The sequence below is a fragment of the Leisingera sp. CC-HEC093 genome (genome assembly GCF_059429195.1).
Genome location: NZ_JCAIJR010000001.1, coordinates 2,279,914 through 2,299,087, shown reverse-complemented (window position 1 = coordinate 2,299,087; position 19,174 = coordinate 2,279,914). Strand labels below are relative to the sequence as shown.

General features: G+C 62.1%; 16 protein-coding genes. 11 read left to right on the top strand and 5 right to left on the bottom strand.

The window, feature by feature from the left end:
* Positions 1–8 precede the first annotated feature (8 nt).
* A complete protein-coding gene (locus AC5STB_RS11070; RefSeq protein WP_495442887.1) occupies positions 9–1,040 on the bottom strand; it encodes a D-cysteine desulfhydrase family protein in 1,032 nt (343 codons plus the stop codon).
* 195 nt (positions 1,041–1,235) lie between these two features.
* Between AC5STB_RS11070 and AC5STB_RS11065 the strand changes: the two genes are divergently transcribed.
* On the top strand, positions 1,236–1,904 hold the full coding sequence (locus tag AC5STB_RS11065; protein WP_495442886.1) for a DsbA family oxidoreductase: 669 nt from the start codon (positions 1,236–1,238) through the stop codon (positions 1,902–1,904).
* Between the two features lie 49 nt (positions 1,905–1,953).
* Here the strand turns inward: AC5STB_RS11065 and AC5STB_RS11060 are convergent, their stop codons facing one another.
* Both AC5STB_RS11060 and AC5STB_RS11055 read right to left on the bottom strand, forming a co-directional pair.
* The gene (locus tag AC5STB_RS11060) at positions 1,954–3,279 is read right to left on the bottom strand and encodes an aspartate aminotransferase family protein (RefSeq protein WP_495442885.1); all 1,326 of its coding nucleotides are present in this window, start codon (positions 3,277–3,279) and stop codon (positions 1,954–1,956) included.
* 2 nt (positions 3,280–3,281) lie between these two features.
* Positions 3,282–4,058, bottom strand: a complete 777-nt coding sequence (locus tag AC5STB_RS11055; RefSeq protein WP_495442884.1) for a beta-keto acid cleavage family enzyme — start codon at positions 4,056–4,058, stop codon at positions 3,282–3,284.
* A 282-nt stretch (positions 4,059–4,340) separates the two neighbouring features.
* Between AC5STB_RS11055 and AC5STB_RS11050 the strand changes: the two genes are divergently transcribed.
* The gene (locus AC5STB_RS11050; RefSeq protein WP_495442883.1) at positions 4,341–5,738 is read left to right on the top strand and encodes an aminotransferase family protein; all 1,398 of its coding nucleotides are present in this window, start codon (positions 4,341–4,343) and stop codon (positions 5,736–5,738) included.
* 76 nt (positions 5,739–5,814) lie between these two features.
* On the opposite strand, the gene AC5STB_RS11045 is transcribed toward AC5STB_RS11050, so the two are convergent.
* Positions 5,815–6,570 (bottom strand): SDR family oxidoreductase, encoded by a 756-nt coding sequence (locus tag AC5STB_RS11045; RefSeq protein ID WP_495442882.1) that lies wholly within the window; start codon positions 6,568–6,570, stop codon positions 5,815–5,817.
* Positions 6,571–6,788: 218 nt separating this feature from the next.
* Here AC5STB_RS11045 and pdxR point away from each other — a divergent pair, with 218 nt between their 5' ends.
* The 9 genes from pdxR to AC5STB_RS11000 all read left to right on the top strand — a co-directional run bounded on the left by pdxR (position 6,789) and on the right by AC5STB_RS11000 (position 18,167).
* A complete protein-coding gene (gene pdxR / locus AC5STB_RS11040; protein WP_495442881.1) occupies positions 6,789–8,249 on the top strand; it encodes a MocR-like pyridoxine biosynthesis transcription factor PdxR in 1,461 nt (486 codons plus the stop codon).
* A gap of 256 nt (positions 8,250–8,505) precedes the next feature.
* Positions 8,506–10,278, top strand: coding sequence for a sulfoacetaldehyde acetyltransferase (xsc, locus tag AC5STB_RS11035; protein WP_495442880.1), 1,773 nt, complete (start codon positions 8,506–8,508; stop codon positions 10,276–10,278).
* A gap of 5 nt (positions 10,279–10,283) precedes the next feature.
* Positions 10,284–11,030 carry a sulfite exporter TauE/SafE family protein gene (locus AC5STB_RS11030; RefSeq protein WP_495442879.1) on the top strand — a complete coding sequence of 249 codons (747 nt, stop codon included), beginning with the start codon at positions 10,284–10,286 and terminating at the stop codon, positions 11,028–11,030.
* 11 nt (positions 11,031–11,041) lie between these two features.
* Positions 11,042–12,130: an acetate/propionate family kinase gene (locus AC5STB_RS11025; RefSeq protein WP_495442878.1), complete on the top strand. Its 1,089-nt coding sequence runs from the start codon at positions 11,042–11,044 to the stop codon at positions 12,128–12,130.
* A 94-nt stretch (positions 12,131–12,224) separates the two neighbouring features.
* On the top strand, positions 12,225–15,047 hold the full coding sequence (locus tag AC5STB_RS11020) for a molybdopterin oxidoreductase family protein (protein ID WP_495442877.1): 2,823 nt from the start codon (positions 12,225–12,227) through the stop codon (positions 15,045–15,047).
* Complete coding sequence (locus AC5STB_RS11015) at positions 15,044–15,820, top strand: 4Fe-4S dicluster domain-containing protein (protein ID WP_495442876.1); 777 nt, start codon at positions 15,044–15,046, stop codon at positions 15,818–15,820. The genes AC5STB_RS11020 and AC5STB_RS11015 overlap by 4 nt, the downstream gene beginning before the upstream one ends.
* Entirely contained in the window at positions 15,820–16,707 is an 888-nt protein-coding gene (locus AC5STB_RS11010) for a dimethyl sulfoxide reductase anchor subunit family protein (RefSeq protein WP_495442875.1), read from the top strand. The genes AC5STB_RS11015 and AC5STB_RS11010 overlap by 1 nt, the downstream gene beginning before the upstream one ends.
* Positions 16,708–16,827: 120 nt before the next feature.
* Positions 16,828–17,289 carry a carboxymuconolactone decarboxylase family protein gene (locus AC5STB_RS11005; RefSeq protein WP_495442874.1) on the top strand — a complete coding sequence of 154 codons (462 nt, stop codon included), beginning with the start codon at positions 16,828–16,830 and terminating at the stop codon, positions 17,287–17,289.
* The gene (locus tag AC5STB_RS11000) at positions 17,286–18,167 is read left to right on the top strand and encodes a sigma-70 family RNA polymerase sigma factor (RefSeq protein WP_495442873.1); all 882 of its coding nucleotides are present in this window, start codon (positions 17,286–17,288) and stop codon (positions 18,165–18,167) included. The genes AC5STB_RS11005 and AC5STB_RS11000 overlap by 4 nt, the downstream gene beginning before the upstream one ends.
* Before the next feature lie 122 nt (positions 18,168–18,289).
* Here the strand turns inward: AC5STB_RS11000 and dapA are convergent, their stop codons facing one another.
* On the bottom strand, positions 18,290–19,162 hold the full coding sequence (gene dapA, locus AC5STB_RS10995) for a 4-hydroxy-tetrahydrodipicolinate synthase (protein WP_495442872.1): 873 nt from the start codon (positions 19,160–19,162) through the stop codon (positions 18,290–18,292).
* Positions 19,163–19,174: the final 12 nt, after the last annotated feature.

Genomic DNA, 19,174 nt, shown 5'->3' with positions numbered 1-19,174 from the left:
GCGCAGCGTCAGGAGGCACCTTCACTGCCTCCGAAGCCCAGTTCGTTCTGATAAGCAAACAGGGCCGGCAGCCCGCCGGTATGCAGCAGCAGCACCTTCTGCCCTTTGCTGATGACACCCTCAGCCAGAAGGCCCAGGAGACCGGCAAAGGTCTTAGCCGAATAAACCGGATCCAGAAGGATTCCCTCTGCGCCTGCCATGTGCTGGAGCGCCGTCCGGGACGCTGCACCTGTGCGCCCGTACCCGGGCGCCAATACCCCATCCCAAGTGAGGATGTCCGCGTTCCCAAAGGGCCTTGGGCACCCCATTAAATCGGCCAGATCTGCTGTCACCCGATCCAGACGCGTTTTTTGCTGCCGCGCATCCCGGCGGACGCAGATTCCATAGACCGGTGCGGTGATGCCCGCGCGGCGAATACCAGTTAGGAAGCCGCCGTGAGTAGCCCCGCTGCCAGAAGGCACCACGGCCGCGTCGAAGCTGCCGATTTGCGCTGCCAGCTCTGATGCGCCCAGTACGTAACCCAGCGCCCCCAATGGCGGGTGCCCCAGGCCAAGCGGAATAATATAGGGGGTTCGCCCAGCCGCGCGCAGTTCCTCCGCCCGCACCTCCAGCGCGGCGTCAGCCCCCGCCTCATCCTCGCCGTCCGGGTAGCTCATGCCTTCTGCACCCAGAATGCCGGACAAAAAGATATTGCCCGAGCTGTAGTAAAGCGGGTCCATCCCAGGTACCCGCTCTTCACGCTGGAGAATGGCCTGCATCCCGAGCTTCGAGGCGGCCGCAGCGGCGGTGCGAGCGAAATTCGATTGCACCGCACCGGTGATCAGAATGGTATCCGCCTTTTCCGCGACTGCTGCTCCCAAGTAGAATTCCAGCTGCCGGGTCTTGTTGCCGCCAAAACTGAGACCCGTCAGATCGTCCCGTTTGATCCAAAGATCGATATCCAACTGCTGTGACAACCGGTCCAGCCGTTCCAGCGGGGTGGGCTGCATCAGCAGTCTGGCACGCGGAAAGTCTGACAGGCAGTCGGTGAACGCAGTCATGCCGGTTTTCTCCATTTCAGCCAAAGTGAATGTTTTCAACTGTGTGGCCGTTGCGCGCGCCGTCAATGCCAAATGCCTCTTCCGCTGGAGCTAGGCGGCACGCCGCGGCTGGCCGTTTTGCTGCCCCGGCGGTTGCATAACCGCGCTGCGGCCCCCATCTGTCCACAATCCACCCGAACACTGAGGTCTAGCCGCATGCCAGCCAATGAACCCCTCCCTGCCCTCCGGGTCGATATTATCTCAGACGTTGTCTGTCCGTGGTGTGCGGTTGGCTACAGTCAGCTTGCCTTCGCCGCTCGCCACGCCGGGGTGGATCTGGACATTCACTGGCAGCCGTTTGAGCTGAACCCCGATATGGCCTCCGAAGGCGAGGACCTGCGGGAGCATCTGGCGGCGAAATACGGCAGCACGGCGGAGCAGTCAGCGCAGGTACGGGCGCAACTGACCGAACTGGGGGAGGCCCTGGGGTTCACCTTCCGCTTTTTTGACGGCATGCGGATCTACAATACGTTCCAGGCGCACCAGTTGATCGAATGGGCAGAGGTGCGCCGCAAGGGCCATGAGATGAAGCAGGCGCTGCTGAAAGCCTATTTCACCGAACGCAAGAATGTCTCGGATCTAGATGTGCTGGTTGAAGCCGCAGATGGCCTTGGTCTGGATGGCCCAGAAGCCCGCGCAGCGCTGGAAAGCGGCAAGCATGCTGACAGCGTGCGCCAGCGCGAGACGTTCTGGGCAAGCCAGGGCATCCGCGGCGTGCCAGCGATGGTGTTCAGCGGCCGCCATCTGGTCACCGGTGCGCAAGGTGTCGAGAATTACGCCAGTATACTTAAACAGCTCGGATATACCGGAACCACCTTCGCCTGATGTCAGCAGCCGGGCGGCGGCCGGGCGGCGTTCTCGTTCGAAGAGGTTACTACTGCGGCAAACATTGGATGATTGCTGTTTCCAGCTTGTCCACCAATTCCGCGATCTGTTCCTCGGTGATGATGAACGGCGGCGCCAGCAGGATATGGTCGCCGTTCCGGCCATCGCGGGTGCCCGCCATCGGATAGCAGATCAGCCCGGCCTGAAACGCTGCTTTCTTGATCTTGGCAGCCAGCCCAAGCGCCGGGTCGAACGGAGCCTTGGTCTCACGGTCGGTGACCAGCTCAATCCCGCGGAACAGCCCGCGGCCACGGATGTCGCCGACGTTGGAATGCTGGCCGAAACGGTCCTCCAGCGCAGCCTGCAGCTTCTCTCCCATTTCCGCACAGCGCTGCACCAGCCCCCGGTCCAGCATCGCCTTAACCACGGCAAGGCCCGCAGCGGTCGCCACCGGGTGGCCGATATAGGTGTGGCCGTGCTGGAAGAAGCCGGAGCCATTCTTGATGGCTTCATAAATCTGCCTGGTGCAAAGCATTGCGCCAATCGGCTGGTAACCCGCACCCAGCCCCTTGGCGATGCAGAGGATATCCGGCGCGACACCATCTGCCTGGCAGGCAAACAGATGCCCGGTCCGGCCCATACCGCACATCACTTCGTCCAGGATCAGCAGCACGCCGTATGTGTCGCAGATCTCGCGGATACGCTTAAAATAGCCCTCCACCGCCGGCACTGCGCCGGAGGTGGCGCCAACCACCGGTTCCGCCATGAAAGCCATAACGGTATCAGGCCCAAGGCGCAGGATCTCCGCCTCCAGCTCATTGGCAACACGCTGGCCGTAGTCATAGCTGCTCTCACCCTCGGCCCGGCCCACGTATTCATAACAGGGCGAGATGTGGGAGATGCCGATCAGCAGCGGTGCAAACTGGGTCCGGCGCCATTCATTGCCGCCCGCCGCCAGCGCGCCGAGGGTATTGCCATGGTAGCTCTGTTTACGGGCGATGATGTGGCGGCGCTGCGGCTCGCCCCGCTCCAGGTGGTACTGGCGGGCCAGCTTGATCGCCGCCTCGGTGGCCTCCGACCCGCCGGATACGAAATAGACCCGGTCGATGTCACCCGGCGCATTAGCCACCAGCAGGTCTGCCAGTTCCTCAGCCGGTTGCGAGGTCAGGAAGCCGGTGTGGGCAAAGGCCAGTTTTCCAACCTGATCCTGCACAGCCTTGATGACATCTGCATCGGAATGGCCAAGGCAAGACACCGCTGCACCGCCGGAGCCGTCGAAATAGCGCTTGCCGTCCCCGTCGATCAGATAGCAGCCGTCGCCGGAAACTGCAGTCGGCAGATCAGCCTTAGTGTGGCGGGGAAAGACGTGACTCATTATCAGCACTCCCTGAGGCTATGGCCCGCATCCCGTGCGGCCTGAACAAAAGCGGCAACCGAGGCTGCGTTGTCGGGCAGTAGCCCGCCTGCTGGTGTTTCGATGTTATTCTCAAATCCGATTCGCGCGCCCCCGCCCGCCGCAACAGCCGCCAGCAGGCAGGCAAGCTCATGCCGGCCAAAAGCGCAGACAGTCCAATTGAGGCGCAGGTCTGCGGTTTCGTCACGAAAAGGGATTAGCCCCTCAGGGCGGGCGAGAACCGGCGGGCTGTACTTGCCCAGCACGAAGATCGCGTCGCGCATGGTTTCCGGAACTACTCCGCCCTGATACCAGCGGCGCAGCTGTACGATACAGCTGGAGCCATAGAGGATGTGCTGCACTTGGGTGCCTGCTTCCTGGCACACCGCATAGGCGCGGGCGGCCAGCCCTGGATCCCGCGCCATTTCACGCACAGAGACAGAGGCCGCCACCGGGCGGAGCGCCTCCAAACAGCCAAGCTGGGCCGCTACATCATAAATCCCGGCGCTTTCGGTGGTAATCTGCACCACCATCCCTGGCGCATGCTCCCGCACCGCTTCAAGGGCTTCGGTGTAGCGGCCGGCGTCCAGTGAATGGCGCCCTTCGTCGTCACGCACGTGCAGATGCAACGCCTCGGCCCCGGCTGCAAAACAGGCGGCAGCCGTCTCCGCTGTCTTTTGCGGCGTCAGAGGCAGCGCCGGATGGTCCCTGCGTCCACGCCGGGCACCATTGGGCGCCACCATCAAACTGTAACTTGCCACTGGCGTTCTCCTGTACCGGAATCCTATCCCGGCTCGCACCCGGGCTGCCCGTGCAGTCTGCATGCGCGGCACACCCGCTCTCAATACAGAAACTCCAGAACATGTGTTCTGCCACCAATGGTCTAAGCAGGGTTGCGCCGCCGGCCGCTTCTGGACTTAGGTCAGCAGCTGATTTGGCCCTAACGAATTCCGCAAATCTGACGTTTCTGGTACATAATGCGCCTCATAGCCCGTGTAGGGTTCCGGGCAGCCTGATTCACTCTAACGCCGAAAGGACATGTCATGGACGGCACGTTCAACGAAAACGATCTTTCCCGTGTTGTCGAGGCCGACAAGGCCCACTTGTGGCACCACCTGTTCCAGCACAAAGCGCTGGAAAGCGCCGACCCGCGCATCATCGTCGAGGGCAAGGGCATGCGCGTCTGGGATCAGAACGGCAAGGAATTTCTGGATGCTGTTTCCGGCGGCGTCTGGACCGTCAACGTCGGCTATGGCCGCGAGAACATCTGCAAGGCGGTCTACGACCAGCTGATGAAGGTCTGCTATTTCGCCAACTCCGCAGGCTCCATCCCCGGCGCGCTGTTCGCCGAAAAGCTGATCTCCAAGATGCCGGGCATGACCCGCGTCTATTACACCAACTCCGGATCCGAGGCCAACGAGAAGGCCTTCAAGATGATCCGTCAGATTGCCCACAAGAAATACGGCGGCAAGAAGACCAAGATCCTGTACCGCGACCGCGACTACCACGGCTCTACACTGGCCACCATGTCGGCAGGTGGCCAGGACGAGCGCAACGCGCAGTATGGCCCGTTTGCACCGGATTTCGTCCGCGTTCCGCACTGCATGGAGTACCGCAAGCATGAATTGGGCCTGGAACATCTGTCCGGCCGCGAGTTCGGCATCGCCGCGGCCGACAAGATCGAGGAAGTGATCCTGCAAGAAGGCCCGGAAACCGTTGGCGCGCTGTGCCTAGAGCCTGTGACCGCAGGCGGCGGCGTGATCGAAGCGCCGGAAGGCTATTGGGAACGCGTGCAGGAAATCTGCAAGAAGTACGACATTCTGCTGCACATCGACGAGGTCGTCTGCGGCGTCGGCCGCACAGGCAAATGGTTCGGCTACCAGCAGTACGGCATCAAACCGGACTTCGTGACCATGGCCAAGGGTGTTGCCTCCGGCTACGCGGCGATTGCCTGCATGGTAACCACCGAAGAAGTCTTTGAGATGTTCAAGGACGACAGCGCAGACCCGCTGAACTATTTCCGCGACATCTCCACCTTCGGCGGCTGCACCGCAGGCCCCGCTGCTGCGCTGGAAAACATGCGCATCATCGAAGACGAGAACCTGCTCGACAACTGCGCCGCTATGGGTGAACGGATGCTGAACAACCTGTGCGCGCTGCAGGAGAAGCACACCGTGATCGGCGATGTGCGCGGCAAGGGCCTGTTCCTGGGCGCCGAACTGGTTCAGGACCGCGAGACCAAGGAGCCGGTGGACGAGAAACTGGCGCAACAGGTTGTCGCCGAATGCGGCGCGCAGGGCGTGATCATCGGCGTGACCAACCGCTCGCTGCCTGGCCGCAACAACACCCTGTGCTTCAGCCCGGCGCTGATCGCCACCGCGGATGACATCGACCAGATCTGCGATGCGGTCGACAAAGCTCTGACCAAAATTTTCGGCTGACACCTCTCCCTGTTGGACGACCAAACTGCGCCCCGGTTGCACCGGGGCGCTTTTTCGTTTCGCGGCAACACGGAATCTAAACCAACCGCACTCCAATGCCGCCATCAACCGCCATTGGCGCTCCAGTCACGAAGCTGGCGCGGTCTGACAGGAGAAACAACGCAGCTTGTGCTATCTCGGCCGGCGCAGCCATCCGCTTCATCGGGTGCAGCCCAGCGATAAAGCTGTGGATCTCCGGATCATCGCCAGCCATCGCAGTCCTGGTCCCACCAGGCAGCAATGCATTTACCCGTATGCCCTCCGCCGCAAGATCAGAGGCCAGTGATTGGACCAGCCCGGCCAGTCCAGCCTTTGACGCTGCATAAGCACCCATGCCTGGCATGCCGCCATTACTGACCCCGACAAAGGATCCGGTAAAGACCAGCGCCCCGCCTCCCCGCGCCTTCAGCGCCGGGACCTGTGCCTTGGCCGAGAAGAACGCACTTGTGAGGTTGGCTGCAATCACGGCGTTCCAGTTGCTGGCATCCATTTCGTCCACAGGCCCTATTTCCCCCATCACACCGGCGTTGTTGAAGGCACCGTCCAGACCTCCAAAACTCTCATGCGCAAGCGCGGTCAGAGTGAATGCGTAAGCTTCATCGGTGACATCTCCCGCAAGAAAGGCTGCCTTGCCGCCGCTTCTGGTCACTTGGGTTGCAACCCGCTGAAGCTCCCCCTCCCTTCGGGCACCCAGCACCACATTTGCTCCTTCGGCTGCAAACAGCAAAGCTGCCGCTTCGCCAATTCCGCTGCTTGCGCCGGTGATAATGACTGTCTTGTTTCTCAGCTCCATATCCATCTCCTTGTTGGCTGTGCTTACATGCCTAAGGAGCTAACCCCGGCATCGGCGACCCGATACTTGCGGCTACCTTCACCACCCCTTTGAAACCGCAAGAAACGGGTCAGCATTGGGCCGGATACGGCTCACGCGCCAGAGCGGACCGAAGTTTCCTGCTAACTGGCCCTAAGTCCAAATTGCACCGCGCTTAAGTCCACCTTAAGGTGACGCGCATGGCCATCTCCGTTGACACCTTCTTCCTGAACCCGGACGCCCAAGGCACCCTGCAGGCGCAGATCCAGGAAATGATTGCAGAGGGTATTCTGTCTGGCCGGTTCCGGGTTGGAGAAAAATTGCCTTCCTCGCGCAAACTGGCGGCCCATCTGGGCATCAGCCGGATTACCGTCACGCTGGCCTATACTGAGCTGCTGGCAAATGACTACCTGACGTCGCGTGGACGGTCAGGGTATTTTGTCTCTGAAAACGCGCCGGTGCCGCCCTCCTACACACCGCAACAGAAATCCGGCGATGCCGTTGACTGGAGCAAGATGCTGGCACGCAGCTTTACCGGCGGCGATACCCCGCGAAAACCGCAGGACTGGCGTGACTACCGCTATCCATTCATTTACGGACAGGCGGATGCCTCGCTGTTCGACCACGCCAACTGGCGCCTGTGCGCGCTGCGGGCCCTGGGGCAAAAGGACTTCTCAGCGTTAGCTAATGACTATTTCGATCAGGACGACCCGCTGTTGATCGAATACATTGCCCGGCACACGCTGCCACGGCGCGGCATCACCGCACGGCCGCAGGAGATCCTGATAACGCTGGGCGCACAAAACGCCCTTTGGATCACTTGCCAATTGCTGTTGAACCGCGGGCGCAGGGCGGCGGTTGAGGATCCCGCCTATTACACTTTGCGCGATCAGGTGATACAGACGCGCTGCCAGGTTGATTGCATTCCGGTTGATGAGCGCGGCCTGCCGCCCGGGGACATTCCCGATGACACCAACGTCATCTTCTGCACCCCCAGCCACCAAAGTCCGACCACATTCACGATGCCGATGGAGCGGCGCAAGGAGCTGCTGAGGCGCGCCAACGAGATCGACGCGGTAATTGTCGAAGACGACTACGAATTCGAGATGTCCTTTCTAGGCGCACCATCTCCTTCGCTCAAATCCTTGGATTCCGAAGGCCGGGTGATCTACGCCGGCAGCTTTTCTAAGTCTCTTTTTCCCGGTTTGCGGCTGGGCTATCTGGTCGGATCGGAGCCATTTATCCGCCAGGCCCGGGCGCTGCGCGCCAGTGTGCTGCGGCATCCGCCCGGACATGTGCAGCGGACTGTGGCCTACTTCTTGTCGCTCGGCCACTACGACGCTCAAATCCGGCGGATCGCAAAAGTCCTGCACGACCGGCGCGCGGTGATCGAGGATGCCATCCGAAGACACGGGCTGAACATTGCGGGAGTCGGCAGCTTCGGCGGCTCCGCCTTGTGGATGGAAGCACCGGAGAACGTTGACGCCACCGCGGTCGCCGAACGCCTCCGGGAGAAGAGCGTTATCATCGAACCCGGTGCGCCTTTTTTTGCCGCCGAGAACCGCAGGCAAAATTTCTACCGCCTGGGATATTCCTCCATCTCCGCTACCCGGATCGAACCAGGCCTTGCCCTGCTGGCCGAAGCGCTAAAACAGCGCTGATCAGACTTTCCAGTTCAAAGCTGGACACGCTGAGGCCATTAACCCACAGCCTGTAGTTACCTGGCCTTTGGCCTCGCGCGCCGCGACCAGCTGACACATAAGCGAAAAACTAATCTGCTGCCGCCCAAGGGAGAAGTTGGACTTATTCCAGCAGAGCAACTGGCCCTAACCCAGTCTCCTTCCGCCCCCTAAACCTGTGTCAACTCCCGGCATCCAAGCCCGGGCAGAATATGCGTCTCACTCAGGAGCAAGACCCATGAAAATGACCACCGAAGAAGCCTTTGTCAAAGTGCTTCAGATGCACGGCATCGAGCATGCCTTTGGCATCATCGGCTCTGCTATGATGCCGATTTCCGACATCTTCGAGCCGGCGGGCATCACCTTCTGGGACTGCGCCCACGAAGGCTCTGGCGGCTTCATGGCAGACGGCTACACCCGCGCCACCGGCAAGATGTCGATGATGATCGCTCAGAACGGTCCCGGCATCACCAACTTTGTTACCGCTGTGAAAACCGCGTATTGGAACCACACTCCGCTGCTGCTGGTGACCCCGCAGGCTGCGAACAAGACCATGGGCCAGGGCGGTTTTCAGGAAATGGAACAGATGCGCGCCTTCGCCGATTGCGTCTGCTACCAGGAAGAGGTCCGCGACGCCTCCCGCATGGCCGAAGTCCTGAACCGCGTTATCATGCAGGCAAAGCGCAACTCTGCTCCGGCACAGATCAACGTGCCGCGCGACTACTTTACCCAAGTCGTCGACATTGAACTGCCGAAGATCGTAGACTTCGAGCGCCCCGCTGGCGGCGCCGAGGCGCTGGATCAGGCGGCTGAGCTTCTGTCGAACGCCAAATTCCCGGTCATCCTGAATGGTGCTGGCGTCGTCATCGGCGGCGCCATCGAACAGTCCAGGGCCTTGGCTGAACGGCTCGACGCCCCGGTCTGCTGCGGTTACCAGCACAATGACGCCTTCCCGGGCTCTCACCCCCTGCACGCAGGCCCGCTCGGCTACAATGGCTCCAAGGCCGCTATGGAACTGATCTCCAAGGCAGACGTGGTTCTGGCTCTGGGCACCCGCCTGAACCCGTTCTCTACCCTTCCTGGCTATGGCATCGACTACTGGCCGGCCGACGCCAAGATTATCCAGGTCGACATCAACCCGGACCGCATTGGCCTGACCAAGAAAGTCACCGTCGGAATAGTCGGCGACGCCAAGCAGGTTGCAACCACCATTCTGGGCAAACTGGCCGATACCGCAGGCGACGAAGGCCGCGACGAGCGCAAAGCTCTGATCGCTCACACCAAGTCGGCCTGGGCGCAAGAGTTGAGTTCGATGGACCACGAGCAGGACGATCCAGGCACCACCTGGAACGAGCGCGCCCGTGCCGCCAAGCCGGACTGGCTCAGCCCTCGCAAAGCATGGCGTGCGATCCAGCAGGCACTGCCGAAAGAGGCGATCATTTCCTCCGACATCGGCAACAACTGCGCCATCGGCAACGCCTACCCGTCATTCGAGGAAGGCCGCAAATACCTGGCACCCGGCCTGTTCGGGCCCTGCGGTTATGGTCTTCCGTCGGTTGTCGGCGCCAAGATCGGCTGCCCGGACGTTCCGGTTGTCGGCTTCTCCGGTGACGGCGCCTTTGGCATTGCTGTGACCGAGCTGACCGCCATCGGCCGCGAAGAATGGCCTGCCGTAACCCAGATCGTCTTCCGCAACTACCAGTGGGGCGCCGAAAAACGGAACTCCACCCTGTGGTTCGACGACAACTTTGTCGGCACTGAGCTGGACACCCAGGTGTCTTACGCCGGCATCGCCAATGCCTGCGGCCTGAAGGGCGTAATTGCCCGCACCCAGGAGGAACTGACCACAGCCCTGGATCAGGCAATCAAGGACCAGAAAAACGGCATCACCACGCTGATCGAAGCCATGATCAACCAGGAACTGGGTGAGCCCTTCCGCCGCGACGCGATGAAGAACCCGGTTCGTGTGGCTGGCATCGACAAGGCGGACATGCGCCCGCAGCAGGTCTGAGGTGGATGCCCCTGCCCTTTGACCTCTCTACGGGCCAGGGGCTCTATCTGGCCGCCGCGTTATTCGCGGCGGCCTTGATCCGGGGCTTTTCCGGCTTCGGTTTCTCCGCCATTTTCATCATCCTAGCAGCGCTGACCACCAATCCGCTGCCGCTGATCCCGGTAGTGTTTTCCTGCGAAATCGCCATGACCGCCTTTCAGGCACGCGGCATCCGCCCGCATATCGACTGGCGCCGGGCTATTGCCCTGCTGGCAGGTGCAGCCGTTGCCACGGTTCCCGCCATCGCCATCATGGCGCGGCTGGGCGAGCAGGAGGCGCGGCTGGCGATCTCCAGCCTGATCCTGGTCTTGAGCTTGGTTCTGCTAAGCGGCTGGCAGCTGGAGCGCCCGGTGGGGCGCAATGGGAATGTGGGCGTGGGTGCCATTGCGGGCATCGCCAACAGCGCTGGCGTCGGCGGGCTGCCGGTGGCGGCCTTCCTGACCGCGCAGCCGGTGCCGCCTGCGGTGTTCCGTGCCACGATGATCGTGTTCCTGACCGGCATCGACGTGATGGCCTTGCCGGTAATGGCCGCAAACGGGCTGGTCGGGCCGCAAACCCTGACCGGCATCCTGCTGGCCTTTCCCATTCTGGGTCTCGGCATTCTCGCCGGGTCCCGTGGCTTTCGCGCAGTTTCGCAACCGCTGTTCCGCCGCGCGGTTGTGCTGATGCTGACTGCGCTTTCGCTGATCAATATCGCCAAGCTTGCAGCCTGAAGGGACCAGACATGAACAACATCCTTGTCGTCAACGCCGGGTCATCCTCGATCAAGCTCGCGGTTTTCGATCAAACGCTGAACGCGCTGCTCACGGCAGAAGCCTCCGGTATTGGCGGCACCGGTGTGCTGCGGCTGGGTCCGGACAAAGCCGCGGCCGAGCTGCCGGATCATGCCGGCGCCTTCCGCCTGCTGCTGGACCGGCTGGAGGAACAGGGGCATCCCAGTGCCAGCTTTGCCGCCGCCGGGCACCGGGTGGTGCATGGCGGCCCCCAGCTGACCCGGCCGGAAATTGTAACCCCTGCGGTGCTCGACCAGATTGATCAGTGCAGCCGCCTGGCGCCGCTCCACAACCCGCATAACACCGGCGCAATCCGCACCTTGATGGACCTGATGCCCGGCCTGCCGCAGGTCGCGTGTTTCGACACCGCGTTTCACGCCACCAACCATGAAGCCGCAGTCCGCTATGCGGTTCCCGATGACTGGCTGCACGGCGGCATCCGCCGCTACGGGTTCCACGGGCTGAGCTACGAGGCGCTGGTGCGCAACTTGCAGAAAACTGCGGACACGCCGCTCCCCCGCCGCCTGCTCGCCTGCCACCTTGGCAACGGCGCCAGCCTCTGCGCCATTGCCGAAGGCCGCAGCGTGGCCACCACCATGGGTTATTCGCCGCTGGAAGGTCTGACGATGGGAACCCGCGCAGGCAGCATCGACGCGGGGGCGGTGCTGGACCGGGCCGAACAGACCAGCATCAGCGAGGTGCGCCGCGACCTGCTGCACCGGTCGGGCCTGCTCGGCCTGTCCGGCCTCAGCCACGACATGCGGGAGCTGCAGGGCGCCGGAACCGGCGCCGCCCGCTTTGCTGTGGAGCACTTCTGTTACTGGGCAGCACGCCACGCAGGATCGATGATCGCGGCAATGGAGGGGATCGACGCCATCGCCTTTACCGGCGGGATCGGTGAAAATTCGGCCGCCATCCGCGAGGCCATTCTGAAAAATCTGGCCTGGACCGGGCTGGCAGACAGCGCTGTCCATGTCATTCCAGCGGACGAGGAACGCCAGATCGCAGTGCACACACGCGCAACGCTGCATGTGCAGTGAAATTAGTGTTTTGTTTTTCGAGTGAATTCAGGAAAAAGTTCCAAAACAGAAACTGCGGAGTAAAACTTCCGCCCGGCCCGAACCAGAGGTGCCCATGACCCATCAGCAGCCAATCCTGAACACCTCGCCCAAGGTTTCGGACGAGATCCGCAAGACCACCTGCTACATGTGCGCCTGCCGCTGCGGCATCAACGTGCACATGAAGGACGGCAAGGTTGCCTATATCGAGGGCAACCGCGACCACCCCGTGAACAAGGGCGTGCTTTGCGCCAAGGGCTCGGCGGGCATCATGCAGGTGAACGCACCTTCGCGGCTGAAGGCGCCGATGATCCGCACCGGCCCGCGCGGTTCCGGCCAGTTCAAGGAAATCTCCTGGGACGAGGCATTGGCGATTGCGGTGGGCTGGCTGGAGCCGGTCCGGCACGAAGCGCCGGAACAGCTGGCCTTCTTCACCGGCCGCGACCAAAGCCAAAGCTTCACCAGCTTCTGGGCGCAAAGCTTTGGCACTCCGAACTATGCGGCACACGGCGGTTTCTGCTCGGTCAACATGGCGACCGCGGGCATCTACACCATGGGCGGCGCTTTTTGGGAGTTCGGCCAGCCAGACTGGGACCACACCAAGCTGTTCATGCTGTTCGGCGTGGCAGAGGACCACGATTCAAACCCCATCAAGATGGGCATCGGCAAAATCAAGAAGCGCGGCGCCCGGGTGATCGGCGTCAACCCGATCCGCTCAGGCTATAACGCTGTGGCGGACGACTGGGTCGGCATCACCCCCGGCACCGACGGGCTGTTCATCCTTTCTCTGGTCCATGTGCTGATGAAGGCGGGCAAGATCGACCTCGACTATCTCAGCCGCTACACCAACGCGCCGGTGCTGGTGAACGCCAGCGAAGGGCCGGAAAAAGGCCTGTTCCTGCGAGATGATGACGGCAAGATGCTGGTGATCGACCGCACCACCGGCAAGCTGACCCCCTTCGACCAGCCCGGCGTGCGGCCTGACCTGTCGGCGGTGTACGAGAAAGACGGTGTCACCCACCGCCCGGTCTTCCACCAGATGGCCGAACGCTATCTGGCCGGTGAATACGCCCCCGAAGCCATTGCAGAAAAATGCGGTATTCCGGCCAAACGCATCCGGGCAATCGCAGGGGAACTCGCACGTGTCGCCTTTGACGAGGCGTTTGAGCTGGACGTCGAGTGGACCGACTTCCGCGGCGAGAAGCACACCAAAATGACCGGCCGCCCAGTCTCGATGCACTCGATGCGCGGGGTATCAGCGCATGCAAACGGCTTCCAGACCTGCCGCGCACTGCACGTGCTGCAGATCCTTTTGGGCACCGTCGAGGTTCCCGGCGGCTTCCGCTTCAAACCGCCCTACCCCAAGCCGGTTGAGGCGCATCCGACGCCGCACTGCAAATCCACACCCGACACCCCGCTGGACGGCCCGCATCTGGGCTTTGTCCGCGGCCCGGAGCATCTAGCCTTGAAGGAAGACGGCAGCCCGGCACGGATCGACAAGGCCTTCACCTGGGAAAACCCGATGTCGGCGCATGGTCTCATGCATATGGTGATCTCCAACGCCTATGCCGGGGATCCCTACAAGATCGACACGCTGTTCATGTACATGGCCAACATGTCGTGGAACTCCTCCATGAACACCAAGGGTGTGATGGAGATGCTGACCGGCAAGGATGAAAGCGGCGACTACAAGATCCCGCATATCATCTACTCGGATGCCTATTCCTCTGAGATGGTGGCCTTTGCCGACCTGATCCTGCCCGACACAACTTACCTGGAGCGCCACGACTGCATCTCGCTCCTGGACCGCCCGATCTGCGAGGCGGATGCGGCCGCCGATGCGATCCGCTGGCCGGTGATCGAGCCGGACCGCAACGTGCGCGGCTTCCAGACGGTGCTGATCCAGCTGGCCAACCGAATGAAGCTGCCGAATTTCACCAATGAAGACCGCACACCCAAGTGGAAGGACTACGCCGACTACATCGTCAATCACGAGCGCAAGCCGGGCATCGGTCCGCTAGCGGGCTTCCGCGGTGAAAACGGCGACAAGGAAGGAAGGGGCGAGGTGAACCCCGAGCAGCTGGATAAATATATCGAGAACGGAGGCTTCTACGTCGCCCACATCCCGGACGGCGCAGACTATTACAAACCCTGGAATGCGGCCTATCAGGACTGGGCAGTCGGCATGGGCATCTATGACAGCCCGCAGCCCTATCTGTTCCAGCTTTATGTCGAGCCGATGCGCAAATTCCAACTGGCTGCCGAAGGCCATGGCGAGCGCCAGCCGCCCGAACACCTGCGCCAGCGGGTGAAGGATGTGATGGACCCGCTGCCGATCTGGTACGAAACCGACCAGCAGGGGAACGAGGGTTTTACCGTTAACGCGCTGACCCAGCGCCCGATGGCAATGTACCATTCCTGGGGCACGCAGAACGCCTGGCTGCGACAGCTGCACGGCCGCAACCCGCTGTATGTCCCAACCAAGCTGATGCGCGAGCACGGGCTGCAGGACGGTGACTGGGCCAAAGTCACCTCGCCGCACGGCGAGATCACCGTGCCGGTGATGGAGATGGCGGCGCTCAATGACAACACCGTCTGGACCTGGAATGCCATCGGCAAGCGCAAGGGCGCCTGGGCGCTGGAAGAAGATGCGCCGGAGGCCACCAAGGGCTTCCTGCTCAACCACCTGATCCACGAGCTGCTGCCTGCGAAGGGCGATGGCATGCGGTGGGCCAACTCGGACCCGATCACCGGTCAGGCAGCCTGGTTCGACCTGAAAGTAAAAATCGAAAAGGCCGCAGTCCCCGCGGATCTGCAAGAAAGCCAGCCGGCCTTTCCGGCGCAGGAATCTCCGGTTGGCACCGGCCCGAAAGAACTGAAGTGGAAAGTAGGCAAATGACCGAGCTCCCCAACTCCACAGAGCGCAAGATGGGCTTGGTCATCGACCTGGACACCTGCGTCGGCTGCCATGCCTGCGTGATATCCTGCAAAGGCTGGAACACGGAAAACTACGGCGCGCCGCTGTCGGACCAGAACCCCTATGGCGGTGATCCATCGGGCACCTTCCTGAACCGGGTGCACTCCTATGAGGTGCAGCCCGCGGACGGCCACGCGCAGCTGGTCCATTTCCCCAAGTCTTGCTTGCACTGCGAGGACGCGCCTTGCGTCACAGTCTGCCCCACCGGCGCCAGCTACAAGCGTACCGAGGACGGCATCGTGCTGGTGAACGAGGACCACTGCATCGGCTGTGGCCTCTGCGCCTGGTCCTGCCCCTACGGCGCGCGGGAACTGGACCTGGCCGAAGGCGTGATGAAGAAATGCACCCTCTGCGTTGACCGGATCTATAATGAAAACCTGCCGGAAGTGGATCGCATCCCGTCCTGCGTGCGGACCTGCCCGGCCGGTGCGCGGCACTTTGGCGATCTGGGCGACCCGGACAGCGATGTTTCCAAACTGGTGGCAGAGCGCGGCGGCATGGATCTGATGCCGGAAATGGGCACCAAACCGGTAAACAAATACCTGCCGCCCCGTCCCAAGGACACTATCGAAGAGGAAATTGACATCCTCGCCCCGCTGCTGGCACCCGTCGCCGAAGAGCCGCAGGGCTTCATGGGCTGGTTGGACAAGGCGCTCGACAAACTTCCCGGCAACTCTTCAGGGGGGGCGAACTGATGCATCCCGCACCATCCGTCATCGTCTTCACCACCCTCTCGGGTTTGGGCTTTGGCCTGTTGTTCTTCCTCGGCCTCGGCCAACCCGCGGTGACAGGGACAGTCGCCTTCGTGTTCTACGCCATCGCCTTTGGGCTGGCCTGCGGCGGCCTATTGGCCTCCACCTTTCACCTGGGCCGCCCAGAGCGCGCTTGGCGCGCCTTGACCCAGTGGAAAACCAGCTGGCTCAGCCGCGAGGGCGTCTGCGCGGTTGGAGCGCTGATCGTGATGGGCCTCTACGCGCTTGGCGCGGTGTTCATGGACAGTCATTGGACCCTGCTGGGCTGGATCGGAGCGGCACTCAGCCTCGCCACCGTCTTCACCACCTCGATGATTTATACCCAGCTCAAGACCATCCCACGCTGGAACATGGAGCTGACGCCTGCATTGTTCCTCTCCTTCAGCCTTGCAGGCGGAGCGCTGCTGGCCGGTGCCGAGTCGCTGGCTCCCTGGCTGCTGGCCATCGCCGGTGCGGTGCAGCTGGCCTATTGGGCCAAAGGCGACAAGGCGCTGGAAAACTCCGGCACCAGTCTGGGCACCGCCACCGGCCTTGGCGACCGCGGCGCGGTCCGTGCCTTTGAACCGCCCCACACCGGCTCCAACTACCTGCTGCGCGAATTCGTGCATGTGGTAGGCCGCAGGCACGCGCAGAAGCTGCGGATGATCGCATTTGTTCTCGGCTTTGCTTTGCCGCTGCTGCTGATTCTGACCCCGGTTCAGGGCGTGGTGATCAAACATGTGTTTGCCGCCCTCGCGGTTCTGTCGCACCTGGCAGGCGTTGCCACTTCGCGCTGGCTGTTCTTTGCCCAAGCCGAACATGTAGTCGGCCTCTACTACGGCAAACGCTGACAGTGTACAGGGCGCCTATTGCGGCGCCCTGATTTTTCTTGCAGCAATTTCCGCCGGCGATGTCACAAATGGCCTGGCTGCCTCGTCCTGTTCCTGAGACCACCAGAAAGGAACAGAACCATGACACTACGCCTCGACTATTTCACCATCGCCCCTGAGCTGTTTCAGCCGATGCTGGAGCAGGAAAACCTGTTCAAGGACAGCACCCTGGAGCACAATCTGGTGGAACTGGTAAAACTGCGGGCCTCGCAGATCAACGGCTGTGCCTATTGCATTCACATGCACAGCCACGACCTGCGCGCCCATGGCGAAAGCGAGGACCGGTTGCAGCTGCTGAACGCCTGGCGCGAATCCTCTTTGTACTCGAAGCGCGAGCGGGCTGCGTTGGCCTGGTGCGAGGCGCTGACGCGCGTGGAAACAACCGGCGCGCCGGATGCGGATTACGAGGCAGTCAGCCAGCTGTTCTCCCCGCGTGAGCAGGTGGTGCTGACGCTTCTGATCAGTGCCATCAACGCCTGGAACCGTATTGCAATCGGTTTCCGCACCCCGCATCCTGCCGCGCAGGAGGCCAACGCCGCGTGACAGCCCAGATAAAAAACGACGGAACCAATGCGTTCCTGACAGCGCGGCCGCGATTGTTTGCGGCCGCCTACCGTATGCTAGGCACGGTCAGCGACGCCGAAGACATTCTGCAAGATGCATTCCTGCGCTGGCAGGCTGCGCCTCAGGCGGATGTTCAAGACCCTGCGGGTTACCTGATGCGGGTGACCACCCGGCTATGTCTGGACCAGCTGAAATCCGCCCGCGTCCGGCGTGAAACCTACCCGGGCGAATGGCTGCCGGAGCCCCTGCCGACCGAGGACGCCACCGAACAGCTGGACCACGACGTCTCAGTAGCCCTGCTGCTGGCTCTGGAAAACCTGTCGCCGCTGGAGCGCGCCGCCTTTCTGCTGCATGACATCTTCGACGGCTCTTACGGCGACATCTCCATCGCACTGAGCCGATCCCCCGAGGCCTGCCGCCAATTGGCCGCACGCGCCAGGCGCAAGGTCCAAAAACTGCGGCCACAGGCTCCGGCCAACCCGGATCAGGGGCGGGATTTGACCGAAGCCTTCTTCCGCGCATCAAGGACTGGCGACACCGCAGCGCTAACGCAGCTTCTGGCGCAGGACGTGCAGCTGATTTCGGACGGCGGCGGCAAGGCAATGGCAGCCCTTAACCCGATCTACGGGCGGGACAAGGTGCTGCGGCTGCTGGAAGGCATTGCACGCAAGTTTGGAAAATCAGCTCCGGTCCGCTGGCGTTTTTGCCAGCTGAACGGCCTGCCGGCAGTTTTGAACCTGGCTGACGATGGCATCCTGCAGGCGACGTCGTTGGAGATCGAGCACAGCAGGGTTTCAAAGATCTACGTAACCCGCAATCCGGACAAGACACGGCATCTGGCCGGCCTTCTGGATTGAAGCGGCCAGCCCCTCCTGCACCTTAGGGACGATGCCTCCCGGGTACTTTCAAACCGGAAAGAAGCAACAGGGCGGTGCTCCGGTGGAGACCGCCCTTGCCGGTTCAAACTGCAAGCGGAGGGTTACATAAGACCCGCGTGAACCATTGCAGCATCAATGGCCGCCTTGGTGCTGTCTTCCAGCGTGGTCAGCGGCGAGCGGACCTCCTCGCTGCACATGCCGAGTTTCGACAGGCCGTATTTTGCGCCTGCGAGGCCGGGCTCGATGAAAATCGCCTCATGCAAGGGCATCAGCTTGTCCTGATATTCCAGCGCCTTGGCATAATCGCCTGCCAGGGTGGCAGCCTGGAACTCTGCGCAGAGTTTCGGCGCAACGTTCGCGGTCACCGAAATACAGCCAACGCCGCCGTGGGCATTGAAGCCCAGCGCGGTTGCGTCCTCTCCGGACAGCTGCACGAAATCTTTGCCGCAGGCAGCGCGCTGCTGACTGACCCGGGCCAGATCGCCCGTGGCGTCCTTCACCCCGATGATACGCGGCAGTTTGGCCAGCTCCCCCATGGTCGCGGGCGTCATGTCGACGACCGAGCGGCCAGGGATGTTGTAGATGATGATCGGGATCTCGGCGCAGTCATGGGCGGCCTGGAAATGCTGCACCATGCCGCGCTGGGTCGGCTTGTTGTAATACGGGGTCACAACCAGCGCCGCATCGGCCCCGGCATTCGCGGCAAACTCGACAAACCGAATCATCTCGATGGTGTTGTTGGAACCAGCCCCCGCAATCACCGGTACGCGCCCCGCTGCAGCCTTGACTGTCTCTGCGATGACGAGCTCATGCTCCTCGTGAGTCAGGGTCGGGCTTTCACCGGTTGTTCCAACAGGCACCAGGCCGGCCGAACCTTCGGCAATTTGCCACTCTACCAGGCGTTTGAGCGCATCCAAATCCAGCTCGCCGTTCGTGAACGGGGTAACGAGTGCTGGCATAGAGCCGTTGAACATGGGCACGCTCCC

Coding starts and splice junctions, on each gene's coding strand:
- AC5STB_RS11070 (WP_495442887.1), bottom strand. CDS start 1,040: ATGACTGCGTTCACCGACTGCCTGTCAGACTTTCCGCGTGCCAGACTG.
- AC5STB_RS11065 (WP_495442886.1), top strand. CDS start 1,236: ATGCCAGCCAATGAACCCCTCCCTGCCCTCCGGGTCGATATTATCTCA.
- AC5STB_RS11060 (WP_495442885.1), bottom strand. CDS start 3,279: ATGAGTCACGTCTTTCCCCGCCACACTAAGGCTGATCTGCCGACTGCA.
- AC5STB_RS11050 (WP_495442883.1), top strand. CDS start 4,341: ATGGACGGCACGTTCAACGAAAACGATCTTTCCCGTGTTGTCGAGGCC.
- AC5STB_RS11045 (WP_495442882.1), bottom strand. CDS start 6,570: ATGGAGCTGAGAAACAAGACAGTCATTATCACCGGCGCAAGCAGCGGA.
- pdxR (WP_495442881.1), top strand. CDS start 6,789: ATGGCCATCTCCGTTGACACCTTCTTCCTGAACCCGGACGCCCAAGGC.
- xsc (WP_495442880.1), top strand. CDS start 8,506: ATGAAAATGACCACCGAAGAAGCCTTTGTCAAAGTGCTTCAGATGCAC.
- AC5STB_RS11030 (WP_495442879.1), top strand. CDS start 10,284: ATGCCCCTGCCCTTTGACCTCTCTACGGGCCAGGGGCTCTATCTGGCC.
- AC5STB_RS11025 (WP_495442878.1), top strand. CDS start 11,042: ATGAACAACATCCTTGTCGTCAACGCCGGGTCATCCTCGATCAAGCTC.
- AC5STB_RS11020 (WP_495442877.1), top strand. CDS start 12,225: ATGACCCATCAGCAGCCAATCCTGAACACCTCGCCCAAGGTTTCGGAC.
- AC5STB_RS11015 (WP_495442876.1), top strand. CDS start 15,044: ATGACCGAGCTCCCCAACTCCACAGAGCGCAAGATGGGCTTGGTCATC.
- AC5STB_RS11010 (WP_495442875.1), top strand. CDS start 15,820: ATGCATCCCGCACCATCCGTCATCGTCTTCACCACCCTCTCGGGTTTG.
- AC5STB_RS11005 (WP_495442874.1), top strand. CDS start 16,828: ATGACACTACGCCTCGACTATTTCACCATCGCCCCTGAGCTGTTTCAG.
- dapA (WP_495442872.1), bottom strand. CDS start 19,162: ATGTTCAACGGCTCTATGCCAGCACTCGTTACCCCGTTCACGAACGGC.